Source organism: Rhodococcus sp. NPDC056960, assembly GCF_042674125.1.
Classification (GTDB): domain Bacteria; phylum Actinomycetota; class Actinomycetes; order Mycobacteriales; family Mycobacteriaceae; genus Rhodococcus_F.
The window spans coordinates 21177-41873 of record NZ_JBHURF010000001.1; the positions used below are offsets into that span (position 1 = coordinate 21177).

Here is a 20697-nt window from a genome sequence, read left to right on the forward strand (position 1 = left end):
TTGCACGCATGGCTATCTACGCGCTCGGGGACCGTGTACCCGACATCCATCCGGACGCCTACGTCCATCCCGACGCCGTCGTGATCGGGAACGTCACCTTGGCGGCGGGGACCTCGGTGTGGCCGCAGGCCGTGCTCCGCGCCGACTACGGCACCATCACCGTCGGCGCCGACACGAACATCCAGGACGGCACCGTGATCCATTGCACGATGATCGATCCCACTGTCATCGGCGCGGGTTGCGTCGTGGGGCACGCCGCACACGTCGAGGGCTCCACGATCGGCGACCACTGCCTCATCGCGTCCGGGTCGGTCGTACTCAACGGGTCGATCATCGGAGCGGGCTCGGTGGTCGGTGCCGGCGCCGTCGTCCCGTTCAGGTTCGAGGTGCCCCCGCACAGCATGGCACTCGGCGTCCCCGCGAAAATCCGCCAGGGCTACGAGGTTCCCGAGGGACACCTCGAGATGAACGTGAAGATGTACGCCGCCAACGCGGCCCACTACCGCGACTCCCTCCGCAGGCTCGACTGATGGCGGCGCCGCTGTCGGACCTCGTCGAGGCCGGGTGGGCCGAAGCGCTCGAACCGGTGTCGGAACGGATCACGGAAATGGGCGCGTTCCTCCGTGCGGAAATCGCCGACGGGCGTGAGTATCTCCCCGCGGGCGACAACGTGCTGCGGGCATTCACCCACCCGTTTTCCGAAGTCAAGGTCCTCATCGTCGGTCAGGACCCCTACCCGACACCCGGTCACGCCGTCGGACTCAGCTTCTCCGTGGCACCGGACGTGCGCCCGGTGCCGCGCAGTCTCGGCAACATCTTCACCGAGTACACCGAGGACCTCGGCTACCAGACGCCGTCCACCGGGGACCTCACACCGTGGTCGCGCCAGGGCGTACTCCTGCTGAACAGGGTCCTCACCGTGCAGCCGGGACTTCCTGCCTCACACCGGAAGAAGGGCTGGGAGGCGGTGACCGAGCAGGCTATCCGCGCTCTCGTGGCGCGCCCCGAACCCCTCGTCGCGATTCTGTGGGGCCGGGACGCGTCCACGCTCAAACCGATGCTCGGCGCAGTGCCGACGATCGAGTCGGCCCACCCCTCACCGTTGTCCGCGTCGCGCGGATTCTTCGGATCGCGGCCATTCAGTCGCGCGAACGAACTCCTCGACGGTCTGGGCGCCGAACCCGTGAACTGGCAGCTGCCGTAAGTCCCGGTTTCACTTCACCGACGCGAAATCGGCACGCCGTTTCTCGACGAAGGCGTCGACGCCCTCGCGTCCCACCGCACTGTCGGCGGCAGCGGCGATCGACGCGGCCTCGGCGTCGAGCTGCTCCGACAGTGTGCGCGACCGTGACTCGCGGACGAGCTTCTTGATCCCCGAGTACGAGGACGTCGGGCCGGCGGCGAGGGTGCGGGCGAGCCGGAGCGCCTCGTCCTGGACGACGTCGTCGCCGACGAGGCGGCTGAGGATGCCCAGGCGGACTGCCTCGTCACCGCTGATGACGGTATCGCTGATCAGCATCTCGCGTGCGCGGGCGTCCCCGACGATGCGCGGGAGGGTCCAGGACATGCCACCGTCCGGGGTGAAACCGATGGACGGGTACGCCGGACGCATCTTGGTGCCCGGACCGCCGATCGCGACGTCCGTCAGGCACACGAGGCTCATTCCGGCCCCTGCCGCCCACCCGTGTACGCCGGCGATCACCGGGACCGTCACGGCATCGAGCGCGCGAACGAAGACGTGGAACACACGCGCCACCTCGGCGACGTAGTCGCTCCGCACCGGCGCGGACGCGAAGGCGTGCACATTGCCGCCCGCGCAGAAGTTGGGGCCCTCACCGACGAGAAGCACACTGCCGATCTCGTGGCCGACCGCTTCGAGTGCGCGGGCGCCCTGCTCCATGCCCTCGCCGTCGAGCGAGGTGCCGTTCTCCGCCGTCGCGATCGTGATGCGCAGGACGCCGTCTTCGAGCTGTACTTTGCTGAGTCCATCGAGAGAAGTCACCGTTGCACCCTACGTGGGCCCGGATCGGTGCCCGTCGTGCCCCGATGCGTTGCGACGATGCCGAATCGAGCAGGTGCCGGGACAGAAAAAGACTGCGCCCCCGACACCGAAGTGTCGGGGGCGCAGTGACATCGCACGCAGCGTCGGGTCAGCCCCGAGCAACCTTTCCAGCCTTCAGGCAGGAGGTGCAGACGTTGACCTTCCGGGTGTTTCCGGGGGCAACCTCGGCACGAACAGTCTGGATGTTCGGGTTCCAGCGACGGTTGGTACGCCGGTGCGAGTGCGAGACCGACTTACCGAAGCCGGGCCCCTTGGCGCATACGTCGCAGACGGCAGCCATAGTCGCGAACTCCTTCAAGATAGTGAACTGTGAAATTTGCTGGCCTCATGGTGGCAGGACACAGCAAGCGCGCCCTGTACGGGGCAACCGTTCAAGAGTAGCCGCTCGAGTGCGAATTGGCCAAACCCGGTCCGGAACGGCTCGGACCGCAGGCCCCGTCATCGTCCCCCGACTAGTCTGGCGGCACCTTCCCATACCTGCGGCCGGAGAGGACGACAGTGGCCCCTGAGCTCCCGATGGACGGTCGAGTCCTCGAGTTGTGGGCGCGGACCGCCGTTGCGGGACTGGAAAAGCGGTGCGAGGAGATCAACAGCCTCAACGTGTTTCCGATCCCCGACGCCGACACCGGCACGAATCTTCTGTTCACGATGCGCGCGGCGCTGGGTGCGGTCGACGAGTACGCGGGGACCGACGGCGGCACGAAGGATGTCCGGCAGGTGGCGATCGCACTCGCCAGGGGCGCCGTCGCCGGAGCGCGGGGCAACTCCGGGGTGATCCTGTCCCAGGTGCTGCGAGGCGTCGCGGAAGCAGCGGTCACCCCGGCCGTCGACACCCGGACTGTCCGGACGGGACTGCTGATGGCCACCAACCTGGTGACGGACGCGGTGAGTTACCTCGTGGAGGGGACCATCGTCACCGTGTTGCGCTGTGCGGCCGATGCCGCCGCGGAGTTTTCCGACGAGACGCCGATCGCGGACACCGCGCGCGCCGCCGCCGATGCCGCGGCCGCGGCTCTGACCAGGACGCCGTCACAGCTCGAGGCGCTGGGCACCGCCGGGGTGGTGGACGCGGGCGGACTCGGACTCGTGGTGATTCTCGACGCTCTCGTCATGGCGGTGACGGGTGCGCCGCCGGATCGCCCACCGATCGCACTCCACGTTCCGCGACGGACACCGTCCGCGCGCCGCCCCGAACCCGTCGTCGTTGCCGCGTCGCAGGCAGCGCACCTGCATCCGGGACCCGGACCCGACTGCGACGACGGCTCGGCTCAGGACTTCGAGGTGATGTACCTGGTGTCCGAATCGGACGAGTCCCGCATGGCGGACCTGCGCACGACACTGCACGACCTCGGGGACTCGATCGTGATCGTCGGCGACGGCGACGGCGGCTGGTCGGTACACGTGCACTGCACGGACGCCGGCGCGGCCGTGGAGGCCGGACTCGCGGCGGGACGAATCCACGGCATCCGGGTCAGCAGCTTCCTCGTGGACGCCCGCGACCAAGGCTTGCTCGTGCCGCAGGTCCGGACGAGGCCGGATCAGGGCGAACGCGGAATCGTCGCCGTCGTGGCCGGAGACGGCGCGGCCGAACTGTTCGCCAGTGAGGGCGCGACCGTCCTCCGCTGCGACGACGCCCCCGTCACCCGGGCTCAGCTCCTCGGCATCATCCGGCAGATGGGGCGCACAGAGGTGCTCGTCCTCCCCAACGGCGCGCTGACGGCCCAGGAACTGGTCGCGGTCAGCGCGGCCGCGCGGGACGCCCGCCACGAGGTCCTCCTCCTCGCGACGTCCGCGATGGTGCAAGGGCTCGCGTCGCTCGCGGTGCACGATCCCGAGCGCGAAGCCGTCGACGATGCGTTCGCCATGTCGGAGGCGGCCGCCGCCACCCGCTGGGGGTCGTTGCGGATCGCCCGGGAACGCGCCCTCACCTACGTGGGCACCTGCGAACCCGGTGACGGCATCGGACTGATGGGGCACGAGGTGATCGTGATCGAACCCGACGCGGTCGCGGCCGGACGTCGACTCGTCGACCTCGTCCTCGGTGCCGGTGGAGAATTGGTGACCCTCCTGATGGGGTCGGAGGCACCGGAAGGGCTCGACACGCATCTGGCCGATCACATCTCGCAGCGGCACCCCGGCGTCGAGGTGATGATCTACCAGGGTGGACAGCCGGGAGATCTGTTGCAACTCGGGGTGGAATGAGGAATTCGATGGCCACATTGTCCGACCGGCTCGATCATCTGCTGGGGAAGAAGACCGCCGACGCACTGGAGGCGGCGTTCGACATCCGCACGGTCGAAGACCTGCTGCGGCACTACCCGCACCGCTACGCCTCGCAGGGCCGCGAGCTCGCGGAGAAGGACCCGCCGGAGGGCGAGCACATCACGATCATCGCCCGGGTCACGTCGGCGGCCGTCGTGAAGATGAAGAACCGCCCGGGCAGCATGCTCAAGGTGGTCCTCGCGACCGACACCCAGAACGTGGACGTCACGTTCTTCAGCCCGCAGAAGGTCAAGCACGTGATCAAGCCGGGGGTGCGTGCGATGTTCTCGGGAACGGTCAAGTACTTCCGTCAGAAGTGGAGCCTGACCCACCCGAGCTACCTCATCCTCCCCGAACCACATGCGGGCAGTGAGGATCCCGTCGTGAACGTCGGCAGGATCCGCGGGGCCGGCGACCTCGCCGGCATCGCCCGGGCGTCGCAGGAAGCCGGTGCGGGGGTCGACATGTCCGTGTTCGACCGTGCCTTGATCCCGCTCTATCCGGCCACCCGGGACGTCGAGAGCTGGACGATCATGAAATGCGTCCGGCAGATCCTGGACCAGCTCGATCACGTCGACGACCCGCTGCCCGAGAACATCCGCGCCGAACGCGACCTGATCGGTCTCGACGAAGCCCTCCGATCGGTCCACCTGCCCGACACCCGCGAGGACGTCGAGAACGCCCACGACCGTCTGCGGTTCGACGAGGCGACGGCGCTCCAGCTGGTTCTCGCGCGCCGCCGCCACGACAATGCGGAAAGGCTGGCGCCGGAGTGCCCGCCGGTGCCCGGCGGGATCGCCGACGTGTTCGAGAGCATGCTGCCGTTCCAGCTGACCGACGGGCAGCACGCCGTGGCCGACGAGATCTCCGCCGACCTCGCGCAACCGCACCCGATGAGCAGGCTGCTGCAGGGCGAGGTGGGGTCGGGCAAGACGATCGTGGCGCTGCGCGCGATGCTTCAAGTGGTCGACGCCGGCTATCAGTGCGCACTGCTCGCTCCCACCGAGGTGCTCGCGACGCAGCACGCGCGGTCGTTGCGGGCGATGCTCGGCTCCCTCGCGACCGCGGGCGAGCTGGGGGCGCACGAGAAGGCGACACGGGTGGCGTTGCTGACGGGATCGATGGGCGTCGCCGCCAAACGAACGGCCATGAACGAGGCGGTCACCGGCGACGCCGGGATCGTCATCGGCACCCACGCCCTCATCCAGGACAACGTCGAATTCTTCAACCTCGGGATGGTGGTGGTCGACGAGCAGCACCGGTTCGGTGTCGAGCAGCGGGACCGGTTGCGGTCGCGGGCACGGGAGGGGCTGAGCCCGCACCTGCTGGTGATGACGGCGACGCCGATTCCCCGCACGATCGCGATGACCGTGCTCGGCGATCTCGAGGTGTCGACGCTGCGCCAGCTGCCGAAGGGGCGGTCGCCGATCAAGAGCAGTGTGGTACCTGCGTCCCAGAAGCCGCAGTGGGTCACGCGGGCGTGGGAACGGATCCGGGAGGACGTCGCCGAGGGGCGGCAGGCGTACGTCGTCTGCTCGCGCATCGGCGACGGCCAGAAGGGCGACGGCGAGGACGCGTTCGACGAGAAAGCGCCCGACACGAAATCGGCCGTCGACGTGTTCGAGGAGCTGAGCGGCGACATCATGCCGGACCTGCGGGTGGGACTGCTGCACGGCCGGCTGCCCTCCGATGAGAAGGACGCGGTGATGCGCGACTTCACCGCCGGCGACATCGACGTCCTCGTGTGCACCACGGTCGTGGAGGTCGGTGTCGACGTCCCCAACGCGACGGTCATGGTGATCGTCGACGCGGACCGGTTCGGTGTGAGTCAGCTGCACCAGCTGCGCGGACGCGTCGGCCGGGGCAAACATCAGGGCCTGTGCATTCTCGTCACGGAGATGAATCCGGGCGGTCCCGCCTACGAGCGACTGTCGAACGTGGCGTCGACCAACGACGGGTTCGAGCTCGCGCAACTCGACCTCGCCACCCGCCGCGAGGGCGACATCCTCGGTGCGGCGCAGTCGGGCACGACGTCCACGCTGCGGCTGTTGTCGCTGCTCGGCCACGAGGAGGTCATCGCCGCGGCGTCCGAGTTCGCGCGGTCCGTGATCGCGGAGGACCCGCGACTCGACAACCATCCAGGGCTGTCGGCGATGGTGACGTCGGCGCTCGACGCCGACCGCATCGAATACCTGGAGAAAACGTGAGAACTTACTTCGCTTCACGTAAATCTTCACACGTCTGTTTCGGGTCTGTTGCAGAATTTGCACACGTCAGGGGGGTCTTTGTGAAGTTTGTGGAGAATCTTGCATTGTGGGATGCCTGTTCTCCACGGCTGTCTTCGGCGGGGTAGTTTGCTCCAATGTTCTCCAAAGTCCTGGTCGCCAACCGTGGCGAAATTGCGATCCGCGCTTTCCGTGCCGCCTACGAACTAGGTGCTGGAACGGTTGCGGTGTTCCCGTACGAGGATCGGAACTCGATCCACCGTCTGAAGGCTGATGAGAGTTATCAGATCGGCGAGGAGGGCCACCCGGTTCGGGCGTACCTCTCCGTCGACGAGATCGTCTCCGCGGCCAAGCAGGCAGGCGCCGACGCCATCTACCCCGGCTACGGCTTCCTTTCCGAGAACCCGGATCTCGCCGCCGCGTGCGCCGAGGCGGGCATCACGTTCGTCGGTCCCTCCGCCGAGGTGCTCGAGCTGACCGGAAACAAGGCGCGCGCGATCGCCGCGGCGAAGGCGGCCGGTCTGCCGGTGCTGGCGTCGTCGGAGCCGTCCGCCGATGTGGACGAGTTGCTGGCCGCGGCCGAGACCATGCAGTTCCCGCTCTTCGTGAAGGCCGTCGCCGGCGGCGGTGGCCGCGGCATGCGCCGGGTCGCCGAGCGGGCGCAGCTCAAGGAGTCGATCGAGGCCGCCGCCCGCGAGGCAGAGTCGGCGTTCGGTGACCCGACGGTGTTCCTCGAGCAGGCCGTCGTCGACCCGCGGCACATCGAGGTGCAGATCCTGGCCGACGGTCAGGGCAACGTCATCCACCTGTTCGAGCGGGACTGCTCGCTGCAGCGCCGTCACCAGAAGGTGATCGAGATGGCGCCGGCGCCGAACCTGCCGGAAGAGCTGCGGGCGAAGATCTGCGCCGACGCCGTCGCGTTCGCGAAGGAGATCAACTACGCCTGCGCGGGCACCGTCGAGTTCCTCCTCGACACCCGCGGCAACCACGTGTTCATCGAGATGAACCCGCGCATCCAGGTCGAGCACACCGTCACCGAAGAGGTCACCGACGTCGACCTGGTGCAGTCGCAGCTGCGGATCGCGTCGGGGGAGACCCTCGCCGATCTGGGCCTGAGCCAGGACAAGATCACCCTGCGCGGGGCGGCGTTGCAGTGCCGCATCACCACCGAGGACCCGGCCAACGGTTTCCGTCCGGACACCGGCCGGATCACCGCGTACCGCACCCCGGGCGGCGCCGGCATCCGTCTGGACGGCGGTGCCACCCTCGGCGCCGAGGTCGGCGCGTACTTCGACTCGATGCTCGTCAAGCTCACCTGCCGCGGCCGCGACCTCGAAACCGCCGTCGCCCGGGCCCGCCGCGCGGTCACCGAGTTCCGCATCCGCGGCGTGTCGACGAACATCCCGTTCCTGCAGGCCGTGCTCGACGACCCCGATTTCAAGGCGGGACGGGTCACCACCTCGTTCATCGAGGAGCGCCCCGAACTGCTCACGCTGCGCAGCTCCGCCGACCGTGGCACCAAGATCCTGTCCTACCTCGCCGACGTGACGGTCAACAAGCCGCACGGCGAGCGGCCGTCGGCGGTGTACCCGCGCGACAAGCTGCCCCAGATCGACCTGTCCACCACGCCGCCGGACGGCAGCCGCCAGAAGCTTCTCGCCCTCGGCCCCGAGGGATTCGCCAAGGCACTGCGTGAGCAGAAGGCTCTTGCCGTCACCGAGACCACGTTCCGCGACGCACACCAGTCGCTGCTCGCTACCCGTGTGCGCACCAGCGGTCTGCTCGACGTCGCCGGGCACGTGGCACGGCTGACCCCGGAACTGCTCTCGATCGAGGCGTGGGGCGGTGCCACCTACGACGTGGCGCTGCGGTTCCTGCACGAGGACCCGTGGTACCGGCTGTCGGCGCTGCGTGAGGCCGTGCCCAACATCTGCCTGCAGATGCTGCTGCGCGGACGGAACACCGTCGGGTACACCCCGTACCCGGAGAAGGTGACGCGGGCATTCGTCGAGGAGGCCACCAACAGCGGCATCGACATCTTCCGCATCTTCGACGCCCTCAACAACGTCGACCAGATGCGGCCGGCCATCGACGCCGTCCGCGAGACCGGCACCTCGGTCGCCGAGGTCGCCCTGTCCTACACCGGCGACCTCTCGAACCCGAACGAGAAGCTGTACACCCTCGACTACTACCTGCGCCTGGCGGAGGAGATCGTCGAGGCCGGTGCGCACATCATCGCGATCAAGGACATGGCCGGACTGCTCCGCGCCCCGGCCGCCACCACCCTGGTGACGGCGCTGCGCAAGAACTTCGACCTGCCCGTGCACGTGCACACCCACGACACCCCCGGTGGTCAGCTCGCGACATACCTGGCCGCGTGGCAGGCCGGCGCGGACGCAGTCGACGGCGCCTCGGCGGCGATGGCAGGCACCACCAGCCAGCCGGCATTGTCGGCGATCGTGGCCGCGGCCGCGCACTCCGAGCACGACACCGGCCTGGACCTGCAGGCCGTGTGCGACCTCGAGCCGTACTGGGAGGCGCTGCGCAAGGTGTACAAGCCGTTCGAGTCCGGGCTGCCCGCTCCGACCGGGCGCGTGTACACCCACGAGATCCCGGGCGGTCAGCTGTCGAACCTCCGCACGCAGGCCGTGGCCCTCGGGCTCGGCGACAAGTTCGAGGAGGTCGAGGCCAAGTACGCGGCCGCCGACCGGATGCTCGGCCGTCTCGTGAAGGTCACCCCGTCGTCCAAGGTGGTCGGCGACCTCGCCCTGCACCTCGTCGGCTCCGGTGCCTCCACCGAGGAGTTCAAGGAGAACCCCGCGAAGTTCGACCTCCCCGACTCGGTGGTCGGATTCCTGCGCGGCGAACTGGGCACCCCGCCCGGTGGCTGGCCGGAACCGTTCCGCACCCGGGCGCTCGAAGGCCGTGGCGACGCCAAGCCCGAGGTGCCGCTGTCCGCGGAGGACGAGAAGGCCCTCGCGGGCACGTCCGCGGAACGTCGCGCGACGCTGAACCGGCTGCTGTTCCCCGGCCCGACGAAGGAATTCCTCGAGCACCGGGAAAAGTACGGCGACACCTCGCAGCTGTCGGCGAACCAGTTCTTCTACGGACTGCGCCGCGGCGACGAGCACCGGGTCCGCCTCGCGCAGGGTGTCGAGCTGCTCATCGGGCTGGAGGCCATCTCCGAACCCGACGAGCGTGGATACCGCACCGTCATGGCCATCCTCAACGGGCAGCTGCGCCCGGTGTCGGTGCGTGACCGGTCGATCTCCAGTGAGATTCCCGCCGCGGAGAAGGCTGACAAGAACAACCCCGGCCACGTGCCGGCACCGTTCGCCGGGGTGGTCACCCTCGCCGTCACCGAGGGTCAACACGTCGCCGCCGGCGACACGATCGCCACCATCGAGGCCATGAAGATGGAAGCGGCCATCACCGCACCTCGCGGTGGCACCGTCTCGCGACTGGCGATCGGGTCGGTCCAGCAGGTGGAAGGCGGCGACCTCCTCGCCGTCGTGGCGACGGGGGAGTCCGCGAGCGAGTGACTCGGATCATCGCGGGACTCGCGGGCGGTCGACGCCTGCGAGTTCCGCCGAGCGGGACCCGGCCCACCTCGGACCGGGTCCGCGAGGCGTTGTTCAGTGCGTTGCACGCCAGGATGGACCTCGACGGCGCATCCGTCCTCGACCTCTACGCGGGGTCGGGGGCGCTCGGCCTGGAGGCGCTGTCCCGCGGCGCGGACCGGGTCGTGCTCGTCGAGTCCGATTCCAAAGCCGCCGGGATCATCAAGCACAATGTCACGGCGGTCGGTCTGCCCGGCGCCGAAGTGCGCGGCGCTCCGGTCGCGGCGGTGCTGGCGGGCGCCGCCGACCGCCTGTACGACCTGGTGATGGCGGATCCGCCGTACGCCGTCGGCGACGAGGCGGTGCAGACGGTCCTCGGCCATCTACGGTCCAACGGCTGGGTCGGCGACGGCTCGATCGTGGTGCTGGAGCGGTCCTCGAGATCGCCCGAGACCGCCTGGCCCGACGGCTTCGCGCCCGTCAAGGCGAAGAAGTACGGCGAGGCGAGAATCGAATTGGCGACCTGCTACGGTCTGGACTCATGACTGGCGCTGTCTGCCCCGGATCCTTCGACCCTGTGACCAACGGCCACCTTGACGTGATCGGCAGAGCTGCTGCGCAGTTCGACGAAGTCATCGTCACGGTTATGGTCAACAAGAACAAGCGTGGCCTGTTCACCGTCGACGAGCGCATCGAGATGCTCGAAGACTCCACAAGCGAGCTGCCCAACGTCCGGGTGTCCTCGTGGCACGGCCTGCTGGTGGATTACGCCAAGCAGCAAGGGATCACGGCGATCGTCAAGGGCCTTCGCGGTGCCAACGACTTCGACTACGAACTGCAGATGGCGCAGATGAACCAGAAGCTCAGTGGTGTCGACACCCTGTTCATCCCGACCAACCCCACGTACAGCTACCTGTCGAGTTCGCTCGTGAAGGAAGTGGCCACGTTCGGCGGCGACGTCTCCGACATGCTGCCGGAGAAGGTCCACGCGCGGCTCCTCGCACGGATCGCCGAGCGCGCCGCCGAGAGCAGCTGATACCCGACACACCGGCTGCCACGACGCACCCTCGGCGTCCGGTCGGGCAGACTTGCACGGAGACGGCTGCGCCGACCTACTGAGGGTCATGACGATTGGGGTTGCTTGTGTACCGGGTATTCGAGGCGCTCGACGAACTTGTCGCGATTGTCGAAGAGGCGCGCGGCGTACCGATGACCGCCGGCTGCGTGGTTCCCCGCGGCGACGTCCTCGAACTGCTCGACGACGTCCGCGACGCGATCCCCGGTGAACTCGACGACGCCCAGGATGTCCTGGACCACAAGGACAAGCTGGTGGGGGAGGCGCGGTCCAACGCGGAGAAGACCATCTCCAGTGCCGACGCCGAGGCGAATTCCACCATCGAAAACGCCCGCGACGACGCCGATCGTATTTTGGCGGACGCCAAGGCGCAGGCGGACCGGATGGTCGCCGAGGCTCGCGCCCACGCCGAGCAGCTGGTCACCGACGCGCGCGCCGAGGCCGAATCCTCCGTCGCGGAGGGCCAGCGCGAATACGACTCGCTCACCGGCCGGGCCCGGTCGGAGGCGGATCGGATGATCGAGTCCGGTAAGGCGTCCTACGAGAGGTCGGTTGCGGAGGGCACCGCGGAGCAGGAGCGGCTCGTGTCCCAGACGGAGGTCGTGCAGGCGGCGCACGCGGAATCGGCTCGCGTGATCGACTCGGCGCACGCCGAGTCGGATCGTCTCCGCTCGGACTGCGACCTCTACGTCGATACGAAGCTCGCGGAGTTCGAGGATTTCCTGAACGGCACCATCAGGTCCGTGGGCCGCGGACGTCAGCAGTTGCGGACGGGTTCGGGTGTGCCCGACTACGCGTCCGACTACGACGTCGACGACCGCCGGGCCGAGCGTCGCCGCTAAGCGTCCCACCGGACGGCGCACGCGATCGAATTTGGCTCCACCGCGCAGATTGCGTATCGTGGAGTGGTTGCCCTTTGTCGTTTCCCTTTTCTCGAAAGTGAAGTTTGTTGTCATCCCATCGCCACAGCTCATCGCGTTCCCGTCGGGACGCGGACTTCGTGCTGGACACGGTCAAACTCGGCCGTCGTCCCGGTTCGATGCGCACCGTGGAACGGGTGGTGACGGCGCCACAGCGCATCGGTCTCGACCTGATCGCCATCGAGGAAGGGTCGGAGATCGATCTCGATCTCCGACTGGAGGCCGTGTCCGAGGGGGTCCTGGTCACCGGTTCGCTGCGAGCCGACACCGCCGGGGAGTGCTCGAGATGTCTCGAGCCGTTCTCCGGCACGGTGGACCTCACTCTCACGGAGCTGTTCGCGTACCCGGACAGCACGACGGAAGAGACCACGGAGGAGGGTGAGGTCTATCACGTCGTCGACGACGAGATCGACCTCGAGCCCGTCGTGATCGACGCCGTCGGCCTTGCACTGCCATTGCAGCCGCTCTGCAGTGACGACTGCCAAGGATTGTGCCCAGAATGTGGCGTTCGCCTGGCGATTGCCGAATCTGGCCATGGGCATGACATACTTGATCCTCGCTGGGCTGGTCTTGCAGCCAAATTTGGCGTGGATTCGGAACCCAGCAAGAATCTTGTGAACAACGAAGCCGAGGAGAAGTAGAAGTGGCTGTCCCCAAGCGCAGAATGTCGCGGTCCAACACGAGGTCGCGTCGCAGCCAGTGGAAGACCACTGTGCCTACCCTCGTCACCTGCCCCAACCGTGGCTGCGGCGAGAAGACGCTGCCCCACGTCGCGTGCCCGTCGTGCGGCACATACAAGGGCCGCCAGGTCACTGCCGCCGTCTAGTTCTCCACGGAGAGGCGTTGTGACGAGCGACATCAGTACTACACCCGCCGGCGGCGAGGAGGATCATGCGTCCCTCCTCGCCGCCCTCGGCGTAGAAATCGAGCCTTCGCTGCTCACCCTGGCGTTGACGCACCGCTCGTACGCGTACGAGAACGGTGGTCTGCCCACCAACGAGCGTCTCGAGTTTCTCGGTGACTCCGTCCTCGGAGTCACCGTCACGGAGAAGCTCTATCTCGCGCACCCCGACAAGTCCGAGGGCGACCTCGCGAAGATCCGGGCGAGCATCGTGAACATGCACGCGCTCGCGGAGGTGGCCCGCAGCCTCGGCGAGGGCGGACTCGGAGCCCATCTCCTGCTCGGCAAGGGCGAGGAGATGACCGGTGGCCGCGACAAGCCGAGCATCCTCGCAGACGGCATGGAGTCGATTCTCGGCGCCATCCACCTCGAGCACGGTATCGAGACGGCGCGACGCGTCGTGCTCGACCTGTTCAGCGATCTCCTCCAGCGGGCCCCCCGCCTCGGCGCGGGCCTCGACTGGAAGACGAGTCTGCAGGAGCTGACCGCGGAGCGTGGCGTCGGTGTTCCGGCGTACGAGATCACCGCGACCGGACCGGACCACGACAAGGAGTTCACGGCCACGGTGATCGTGGGCGGCAAACCCCTCGGCGTCGGCATCGGCCGCTCCAAGAAAGAGGCCGAGCAGAAGGCCGCGAGCACGGCGTGGAACGCGTTGTCCGACGCCGGTCCCGACGTAGCCGCCGACGACGTCAGTGCCTGAACTACCCGAAGTCGAGGTGGTCCGGCGCGGACTCGAACGCCACATCGTGGGGGCGTCGATCGATTCGGTCGACATTCTCCACCCCCGGGCGATCCGGCGGCACCTCCCCGGAGCGGCCGATCTCACCGGGCAGCTCACCGGCGAACGCATCGCGAGCGCAGACCGTCGGGGCAAGTATCTGTGGCTGGTCCTCGAACCCAGCACGGTCGCCCTCGTGGTGCATCTCGGTATGAGCGGTCAAATGCTGGTCCAGCCACCGGAATTGCCGACCGAGAAGCATCTGCGCATCCGGGCACGGCTCGATTCGGGTCTCGACCTCCGGTTCGTCGACCAGCGGACGTTCGGGGGGTGGGCGCTCGCGCCGCTCGTCGAGGTCGACGGTTCGCTCGTTCCGGATTCGGTCGCGCACATCGCCCGCGACCCACTCGACCCGCGTTTCGACCTCGCGGCCACCGTGAAGGTCATGCGCGGCAAGCACACCGAGATCAAGCGCGCGCTGCTGGACCAGACCGTGGTGTCCGGCATCGGAAACATCTACGCGGACGAGGCTCTGTGGCGTGCACAGGTCCACGGAAACCGGCTCACCGACCGGCTGAGCGGTCCCAAGATCCGCGAACTGCTCACCGCCGCTCAGGATGTCATGCGCGAGGCGCTGACCCAGGGCGGCACGTCCTTCGATGCGTTGTACGTGAACGTCAACGGCGAGTCGGGGTATTTCGACCGTTCGCTGTCCGCCTACGGTCAGGAAGACCGTCCGTGCCCACGGTGCGGCACCGCGATCCGCCGGGAGAAGTTCATGAATCGCTCGTCGTTCAGTTGCCCCAGGTGCCAGCCGGCGCCGCGGAGAAGCCCGGCGAAATCACCTGCGTGAGTTCGGCGGTCACGCTCTCCTCGGACGTGTCACCGTCGGTGTCGTGCCGCGGTGTCGCCTTGGCATCGAAGTAGTCGCCGCCCTTGCGCTTCACGTCGTCGGTGCCCCACTCCCGGTGCCGCGGAACCGGCGCCATTCTCGGAATGTGCTTGCGGCAGTGGATGTACGCCTCCTCGACCTCCACGACCACCCAGCGTTCCGGGATCCGGCCGTTCGTGTGATCCGCGGGCAGATCGGCGATCTCGGACCGGAGAACGGCGTCCTCGACGATCCGGGCCGAGCCGTTGACGTGCAGACCGATCAGATCCTGGACGAAGTCCACGAGAATGATGCCGACGTGCGGGTTCTCCGAGATGTTGCCGAGGCTCGCCATGACTCCGTTGCCGCGGTACTCCGGGTACGTGAGGGTTTTCGGATCGATGACGTGCATGAACCCGGGCGTCCCGGCACGCAGGCTGTTGTCGCATTCGCCGGATGCGTCGGCGGTGGCGATGAACGCGATCTCCTGTCGTCCGACGAACTCGATCATCGTCGGATTGAGATGGTCCAGGACCTGATCCGAGTAGAATCTGGCGGCACGATCCTCGGTGCCGTGCTCGGATTGAAGCCGGCGCTCTCCCGCACTACCGATCTGGCCCATCTGTATTTCCCCGCTACGTCTCGGCGTCATTGGTCGGTTCACCCTACGGCCCAACGGTTTTCTCTGCCGAGAATCTGCGTTCACAAGTGCGGCGAAACCGGTGCCCCCACCCGCCTACCTGGCGTTGCGCCGGCCGGTGGCAGGATTGACCGCATGGCAGAACAGACTTCCGACACGGCAGCGCCCACCACTCTGTGGGTCGAGCGGACGGGCACGCGGCGCTACACCGGTCGCAGCTCGCGCGGCGCCGAGGTCCTGATCGGCTCCGAGGGCGTGGAAGGCGTGTTCACCCCCGGGGAACTTCTGAAGATCGCTCTCGCCGCGTGCAGTGGAATGAGCTCGGACTTCCCGCTGTCGCGCCGCCTGGGAGACGACTACGACGCCACCATCCGGGTGTCCGGCGCCGCCGACCGCGAGAACGAGGTGTATCCGCAGTTGGACGAGGTGATGGAGCTGGACCTCAGCGAACTCGACGCCGACGCCCAGGAGCGCCTGGTGGCGCTCGTCGAGCGGTCGGTCGACAAGGTCTGCACGGTCGGGCGGACGCTGAAGGCGGGAACGACGGTGACGTTGACCGTCGAGAAAGAAGCATGATGCGGCGAGAACTGGCGGCGCTCGCGGGCGGAGTGGCGCTCTGCGCGGGTCTGCTCGTGGTCGCGCCGGCCGCGGCCGGGCCGGCGTTCTCGCCTCCGGGTGGGGCGTGCACCCCGTGGTCGGTGTCCGAGGTGGCGTCCGGGGCGGGCGTTCTCGAGAACCTGGCCTTCGACGGCTCGGGAACCATGCTGGTCTCGCGAACCGGACTGGTGGGCGGTGGAGCCCTCGACGGGGTCCACCCCGACGGCACGGTCACTCCGGTCGTGCCCGAGGTGGAGGCGCCGGGCGGGATCGCCGTGGACGGTACCGACGCGTACTTCGCCACCGGGAACTCGTTCGCGGCGGGCGTCACCGGGTCGGCGAACGGCACGGTCGACGTCGTGAACCTCGACACGGGCGAGTCCGAGACGGTGGCGGAGGGTCTCGTCATGCCCAACGGGCTGGTCCGGCTGAGCAACGGCGATATCCTCACGGCCCGCAACCTGGGCTCCGGGGCGGGACTGACACGCGTCCCCGCGGCGGATCCCCACACACCCGAGGTGGTGCGCACCGATCTCGGAACCGTCGACGGTCTCGCGGTCCACGACGGCAACGTCTACACGGTGACGACGTTCGACACGACCACCACGTTGCGGATCCTGCGAGAGGACGACCTCGGCGGCCCGGTCGTGTCGGTCGAGTTGCCTGGCTCCGGGCCCCTCAACGCGGCCGACGACCTCACCGTCGGACCGGACGGCATCGTGTACGTCGCCTACAACGGCGGCGGCAAGGTGGTGCGGGTCGATCCCGCCACCGGGGAGAGTTGCGCCCTGGCGTCGGGGCTGCCCCTCGTGTCTTCGGTGCGGTTCGGCGCCGGACCGGGCTGGGATCCGGCCGCGCTGTACGCCACCAGCTTCACCGGGAAGATCTACAAGCTCGAACGGTCGTGACGGACATGGAGAGAATGACCGCGTGGGTGCACGGATACGTGCAGGGTGTGGGATTCCGGTGGTGGACCCGTGCCCGCGCGCTGGAGCTCGGCCTCGTCGGATACGCGGCCAACCAGAAGGACGGACGCGTGCTCGTGATCGCTGAGGGACCGCGCGACAAGCTGGATGCGCTGTTGACGCTGCTCCGTTCCGGCGACACGCCGGGCGCGGTGGATCTCGTCGTGGAGCAGTGGGATTCCGCGCGCGGCGACCTCGTCGGGTTCGTCGAACGGTGAACCGCAGGTAAAGTTCTCCGTCATGCATCTGAAGAGTCTGACGCTGAAGGGATTCAAATCCTTTGCGTCCGCAACGACTCTGCGGTTCGAACCGGGGATCACGTGTGTCGTGGGGCCCAACGGGTCGGGCAAGTCCAACGTGGTCGACGCGCTCACCTGGGTCATGGGCGAGCAGGGGGCGAAGGCCCTGCGCGGCGGCAAGATGGAAGACGTCATCTTCGCGGGCACCGCCGGGCGGGCCCCTCTCGGACGCGCCGAGGTCACGCTGACCATCGACAATTCCGACGGCGCCCTGCCGATCGACTACTCCGAGGTGTCGATCACCCGGCGCATGTTCCGCGACGGTGCCGGCGAATACGAGATCAACGGCAGCTCCTGCCGGCTGATGGACGTGCAGGAACTGCTCAGCGACTCCGGTATCGGCCGGGAGATGCACGTCATCGTCGGTCAGGGCCGCCTCGCCGCGATCCTCGAATCCCGCCCGGAAGACCGGCGCGCGTTCATCGAAGAAGCGGCCGGCGTTCTCAAGCACCGCAAACGCAAGGAAAAAGCGGTCCGCAAACTCGACGCGATGCAGGCCAATCTGGCGCGGCTGAACGACCTCACCGCGGAGTTGCGACGGCAGCTCAAACCCCTCGGTCGTCAGGCCGAGGTGGCGCGCCGCGCGCAGACCGTGCAGGCCGACCTCCGCGACGCGAAGCTGCGGCTGGCCGCGGACGACCTGGTGACGCGGCGCGAGGAACTGGCCGACCAGGCCCAGGACGAGAAGGTGGCACGGGAGCAGCACGACCAGGTCACCGAGGCACTCGACGACGCCAATCTCGAGCTCGGGCGGCATGAGCAGGAACTGTCGCGGCTCACCCCCGGGGCGGAAGCGGCCGCGCAGACATGGTTCCAGCTGTCGGCGCTCGCGGAGCGCGTCAACGCGACCATCCGCATCGCCCGGGAGAGAGCCCGCCACCTCGATTCGGAGCCGTCCGCCAATCGTGGACAGGACCCCGACGAGATGGAGGCCCGCGCCGATCGGATCGCTGCGGAGGAACTCGAACTCGTCGAAGCCGTCGAGATGGCCCGCGCGGCGCTCGACGCGGCCAAGGAGCAGCTGGCACTGGGGGAGGAGACCGCCGCCGAGGCGGAACGGGCTCACATGGCGGCGGTCCGGGCGATCGCCGACCGTCGCGAGGGCCTGGCCCGGCTGTCCGGGCAGGTCGACACGCTGCGCACCCGCGCCGATTCCGTCGATGCCGAGGTCTCCCGGCTGACCGTCGCGATCGACGAGGCCCGCCGCCGCGGCGACGCGGCGCAGTCCGAGTTCGAGGTCGTCCAGGACGAGATCGGCGACCTCGACGCGGGTGAACTGGGACTCGACTCCCACCACGAGCGGGCCGTCGAGGCATTGCGCCTCATCACCGAACGCGTCACGGAACTCCAGGGCGAGGAGCGCGCCGCCGGGCAGGAAGTGGCGTCGCTACGCGCCCGGATCGATGCCCTGTCGATGGGTCTCGAACGCAAGGACGGCGCCGGGTGGCTCGTCGAAAACCGCAGCTCGCACGGTATTCGGGGGTCGATCGGTGGACTCATCACGGTCGAGAAGGGCTACGAGGGCGCCGTCGCGGCCGCCATGGGTCCCGCCGCGGACGCCGTCGTCGCCGAATCTCTCGACGCCGCACGCACCGCGGTCGGCGCACTGAAGGAGACCGACAACGGGCGCGCGTCCCTCGTCATCGGAACCGATCAGGCCCCACCGAGCGGTGGGCACCTCGATTCCGGCGCCCGGTGGGCCGTCGACGTCATCGACTGCCCCGACGAATTGCGCACCGGACTTGCCGCGCTCCTCGGCGGCGTGGTCGTGGTCGACTCCCTCGACGACGCCGTCGCGCACGTCCGGCGCAGGCCCGACGTGCGCGCCGTCACCCGCGACGGCGATCTGCTCGGTGCCGGCTGGATGAGCGGCGGCTCGGACCGTCAACCGAGCACCCTCGAGGTCCAGGCCGCCATCGACAACTCGGTGCAGGATCTGGCCCGCGCCGAACGGCGGTCGGAGGAACTGTCGGCGGCACTGTCCGGTGCGGTCGCGGAGCAGGCCGATCGCCAGGAGAGCGCCGAGCAGGCACTGGCCGCGCTCAACGAGTCCGACGCCGCGATGTCCGCGATCTACGAACGCCTCGGCCGTCTCGGACAGGCGGCGCGGGCCGCGCACGCCGAGTCCGATCGGCTCATCGCGCAGCGGGACAAGGCCGAGAGCGGTCGCGAGGACACACTGACCGCACTGGCCGAACTCGAGGAACGGCTTCGCATTGCGGAACAGGACGGATCGCCCGACGGCGCCGAGACGGGTGGTTCCGACTCGACGAGCATCGATCGCGAGATGGCTGCCGCGGCGCTGGCGGAGGTGCGGGCCGTCGAAGTGGAGGCCCGGCTGTCCGTGCGCACGGCCGAGGAGCGGGCCGAGTCGGTGCGCGGCAAGGCCGACTCCCTGCGCCGCGCCGCACAGGTGGAACGGGACGCCCGCGCTCGCGCGGAACGTGCGATGAAGGCCCGCCAGAACGCTGCGGCCGTCGCCGCGGCGGTCGCCGAATCCGGGCAGCGGGTCGCCGAGCACCTCGGCGAGGTCGTCGATTCCGCGATGGCGCACCGCGACGAACTCGCGCGGGCCCGCACCGAGCGGACCGCGCAACTCGAACAGGTGAAAGAGAAGGTGCGTCAGCTGACCGGACAGCTGGCGTCGCTGACCGACGCCGTGCACCGCGACGAGGTCGCCCGCGCTCAGGCCGCGCTGCGGATCGAACAACTGGAGGAGGCGATCCTCGAACAGCACGGGATCGGACTGGACGATCTGATCGCCGAATACGGTCCGGACGTCGCCCTGCCGCCGTCCGCGCTGGAGATGGAGGAGTACGAGCAGGCGAAGGAGCGCGGCGAACAGGTCACCGTGCCGGCGCCGATTCCGTACGACCGCACCACCCAGGAACGTCGCGCCAAACGCGCCGAGAAGGACCTGGCGACGCTGGGCAAGGTCAACCCCCTGGCGCTCGAGGAGTTCGCCGCGCTCGAGGAACGCTACAACTTCCTGTCGACGCAACTCGAGGACGTGAAGACCGCCCGCAAGGATCTGCTCGGGGTGGTGGCCGACGTCGACGCCCGCATCCTGCAGGTGTTCACCGAGGCGTACGCGGACGTCGAACGCGAATTCGTACAGGTCTTCGCGAAGCTGTTTCCCGGAGGCGAGGGCAGGCTCGTGCTCACCGAGCCGTCGGACATGCTGACGACCGGCATCGAGGTGGAGGCCCGCCCGCCGGGCAAGAAGGTCAAGCGCCTGTCGCTGCTCTCCGGTGGCGAGAAGTCGCTGACGGCGGTGGCGATGCTCGTGGCGATCTTCCGGGCCAGGCCGTCCCCCTTCTACGTGATGGACGAGGTGGAGGCCGCGCTGGACGACACCAATCTGCGCCGTCTCATCGGGTTGTTCGAGCAGTTGCGGGAGAAGTCGCAGCTGATCGTCATCACGCACCAGAAGCCGACGATGGAGGTCGCCGACGCGCTGTACGGCGTGAGCATGCGGGGCGACGGCATCACCACCGTCATCTCGCAGCGGCTCCGTGGCCAGGACATGGCGGCGGCGGACGCCTGATCCCGGTCCCGGCCGGGACCGTGTGCGGGGGAAGGCAGTGCGCGCCGAATTC

At 68.5% G+C, this 20697-nt stretch carries 19 protein-coding genes; 16 read left to right on the forward strand and 3 right to left on the reverse strand.

Features of this window, described 5'->3' with window-relative positions; genetic code table 11:
- Window positions 1–8: 8 nt before the first annotated feature.
- Together ACFTWF_RS00120 and ACFTWF_RS00125 are read left to right on the forward strand one after the other, a co-directional pair.
- Window positions 9–530 (forward strand): gamma carbonic anhydrase family protein, encoded by a 522-nt coding sequence (locus ACFTWF_RS00120; protein WP_378459300.1) that lies wholly within the window; start codon window positions 9–11, stop codon window positions 528–530.
- On the forward strand, window positions 527–1204 hold the full coding sequence (locus tag ACFTWF_RS00125; protein ID WP_378459763.1) for a uracil-DNA glycosylase: 678 nt from the start codon (window positions 527–529) through the stop codon (window positions 1202–1204). The genes ACFTWF_RS00120 and ACFTWF_RS00125 overlap by 4 nt, the downstream gene beginning before the upstream one ends.
- 9 nt (window positions 1205–1213) lie before the next feature.
- Here ACFTWF_RS00125 and ACFTWF_RS00130 read toward each other — a convergent pair whose 3' ends face one another.
- Both ACFTWF_RS00130 and rpmB read right to left on the reverse strand, forming a co-directional pair.
- Window positions 1214–2002, reverse strand: a complete 789-nt coding sequence (locus ACFTWF_RS00130; RefSeq protein WP_378459301.1) for an enoyl-CoA hydratase/isomerase family protein — start codon at window positions 2000–2002, stop codon at window positions 1214–1216.
- Window positions 2003–2150: 148 nt separating this feature from the next.
- Window positions 2151–2342 (reverse strand): 50S ribosomal protein L28, encoded by a 192-nt coding sequence (gene rpmB / locus ACFTWF_RS00135; RefSeq protein WP_005240429.1) that lies wholly within the window; start codon window positions 2340–2342, stop codon window positions 2151–2153.
- Window positions 2343–2578: 236 nt separating this feature from the next.
- On the opposite strand from rpmB, the gene ACFTWF_RS00140 reads away from it, so the two are divergent.
- From ACFTWF_RS00140 to mutM, 10 genes are all read left to right on the forward strand, one after another.
- Window positions 2579–4264 (forward strand): DAK2 domain-containing protein, encoded by a 1686-nt coding sequence (locus ACFTWF_RS00140; RefSeq protein ID WP_378459764.1) that lies wholly within the window; start codon window positions 2579–2581, stop codon window positions 4262–4264.
- An 8-nt stretch (window positions 4265–4272) separates the two neighbouring features.
- Complete coding sequence (gene recG / locus ACFTWF_RS00145; protein WP_378459302.1) at window positions 4273–6531, forward strand: ATP-dependent DNA helicase RecG; 2259 nt, start codon at window positions 4273–4275, stop codon at window positions 6529–6531.
- A 155-nt stretch (window positions 6532–6686) separates the two neighbouring features.
- Window positions 6687–10091 (forward strand): pyruvate carboxylase, encoded by a 3405-nt coding sequence (locus tag ACFTWF_RS00150; RefSeq protein WP_378459303.1) that lies wholly within the window; start codon window positions 6687–6689, stop codon window positions 10089–10091.
- Window positions 10088–10654, forward strand: a complete 567-nt coding sequence (gene rsmD, locus ACFTWF_RS00155) for a 16S rRNA (guanine(966)-N(2))-methyltransferase RsmD (protein WP_378459304.1) — start codon at window positions 10088–10090, stop codon at window positions 10652–10654. Before ACFTWF_RS00150 ends, rsmD begins: the two co-directional genes overlap by 4 nt.
- The gene (gene coaD, locus ACFTWF_RS00160) at window positions 10651–11145 is read left to right on the forward strand and encodes a pantetheine-phosphate adenylyltransferase (protein ID WP_378459305.1); all 495 of its coding nucleotides are present in this window, start codon (window positions 10651–10653) and stop codon (window positions 11143–11145) included. The genes rsmD and coaD overlap by 4 nt, the downstream gene beginning before the upstream one ends.
- Before the next feature lie 107 nt (window positions 11146–11252).
- Window positions 11253–12026, forward strand: coding sequence for a DivIVA domain-containing protein (locus ACFTWF_RS00165; RefSeq protein ID WP_378459765.1), 774 nt, complete (start codon window positions 11253–11255; stop codon window positions 12024–12026).
- A 107-nt stretch (window positions 12027–12133) separates the two neighbouring features.
- A complete protein-coding gene (locus ACFTWF_RS00170; protein WP_378459306.1) occupies window positions 12134–12745 on the forward strand; it encodes a YceD family protein in 612 nt (203 codons plus the stop codon).
- Window positions 12746–12747: 2 nt separating this feature from the next.
- The gene (rpmF, locus tag ACFTWF_RS00175; protein ID WP_005240446.1) at window positions 12748–12930 is read left to right on the forward strand and encodes a 50S ribosomal protein L32; all 183 of its coding nucleotides are present in this window, start codon (window positions 12748–12750) and stop codon (window positions 12928–12930) included.
- 19 nt (window positions 12931–12949) lie between these two features.
- Window positions 12950–13708: a ribonuclease III gene (gene rnc / locus ACFTWF_RS00180; RefSeq protein WP_185729170.1), complete on the forward strand. Its 759-nt coding sequence runs from the start codon at window positions 12950–12952 to the stop codon at window positions 13706–13708.
- On the forward strand, window positions 13701–14579 hold the full coding sequence (mutM, locus tag ACFTWF_RS00185; RefSeq protein ID WP_378459307.1) for a bifunctional DNA-formamidopyrimidine glycosylase/DNA-(apurinic or apyrimidinic site) lyase: 879 nt from the start codon (window positions 13701–13703) through the stop codon (window positions 14577–14579). The genes rnc and mutM overlap by 8 nt, the downstream gene beginning before the upstream one ends.
- On the opposite strand, the gene ACFTWF_RS00190 is transcribed toward mutM, so the two are convergent.
- On the reverse strand, window positions 14521–15219 hold the full coding sequence (locus tag ACFTWF_RS00190) for a pyridoxamine 5'-phosphate oxidase family protein (RefSeq protein WP_378459308.1): 699 nt from the start codon (window positions 15217–15219) through the stop codon (window positions 14521–14523). The genes mutM and ACFTWF_RS00190 overlap by 59 nt on opposite strands.
- A gap of 153 nt (window positions 15220–15372) precedes the next feature.
- Between ACFTWF_RS00190 and ACFTWF_RS00195 the strand changes: the two genes are divergently transcribed.
- Genes ACFTWF_RS00195 through smc form a run of 4 tightly spaced genes read left to right on the forward strand, consistent with a single transcriptional unit; the run spans window position 15373 to window position 20645 of the window.
- Window positions 15373–15813, forward strand: coding sequence for an OsmC family protein (locus ACFTWF_RS00195; RefSeq protein WP_378459309.1), 441 nt, complete (start codon window positions 15373–15375; stop codon window positions 15811–15813).
- Window positions 15813–16742, forward strand: a complete 930-nt coding sequence (locus ACFTWF_RS00200; protein WP_378459766.1) for a hypothetical protein — start codon at window positions 15813–15815, stop codon at window positions 16740–16742. Before ACFTWF_RS00195 ends, ACFTWF_RS00200 begins: the two co-directional genes overlap by 1 nt.
- 5 nt (window positions 16743–16747) lie before the next feature.
- Window positions 16748–17017, forward strand: a complete 270-nt coding sequence (locus ACFTWF_RS00205; protein WP_378459310.1) for an acylphosphatase — start codon at window positions 16748–16750, stop codon at window positions 17015–17017.
- Between the two features lie 22 nt (window positions 17018–17039).
- Window positions 17040–20645, forward strand: coding sequence for a chromosome segregation protein SMC (gene smc, locus ACFTWF_RS00210; protein ID WP_378459311.1), 3606 nt, complete (start codon window positions 17040–17042; stop codon window positions 20643–20645).
- Window positions 20646–20697: the final 52 nt, after the last annotated feature.